The 356-nt window shown below is 38.8% G+C and carries 1 protein-coding gene; it reads right to left on the bottom strand.

Features of this window, described 5'->3' with window-relative positions; genetic code table 11:
* Positions 1-58: 58 nt before the first annotated feature.
* Entirely contained in the window at positions 59-307 is a 249-nt protein-coding gene (gene rpsR, locus ACFIO5_RS10675) for a 30S ribosomal protein S18 (RefSeq protein ID WP_011180461.1), read from the bottom strand.
* Between the last annotated feature and the right edge of the window lie 49 nt (positions 308-356).

Raw genomic sequence — 356 nt, 5'->3', positions numbered from 1 at the left:
TTTCCAAATCATATAAGAAAAGCGGCTGAGGAGTTCCCCAGCTGCAGAGACGCATTTTTTATTTTATAACGTATGGAAGCAAGCCAAGAAAACGCGCACGTTTGATGGCATTAGCTAATTCACGCTGTTTTTTCTGACTAATGGCTGTAATCCGTGAAGGAACAATTTTCCCACGTTCTGAAATATAACGCTGTAATAATTTGATATCTTTATAATCAATTTTTGGAGCATTAGTACCTGAAAACGGACATGTTTTACGACGGCGATGAAAAGGACGACGTATTGCAGTTTGATTCATCTCAGTCATTATTCTACTCCTTCAATAACATCTTCACGTTGACGACTTGGAGAACGAG

The organism is Bartonella sp. AA86SXKL, assembly GCF_042196885.1.
The sequence above is the reverse complement of the archived record's forward strand: the minus strand, read 5'-3'. Positions and strand labels throughout refer to the sequence as shown.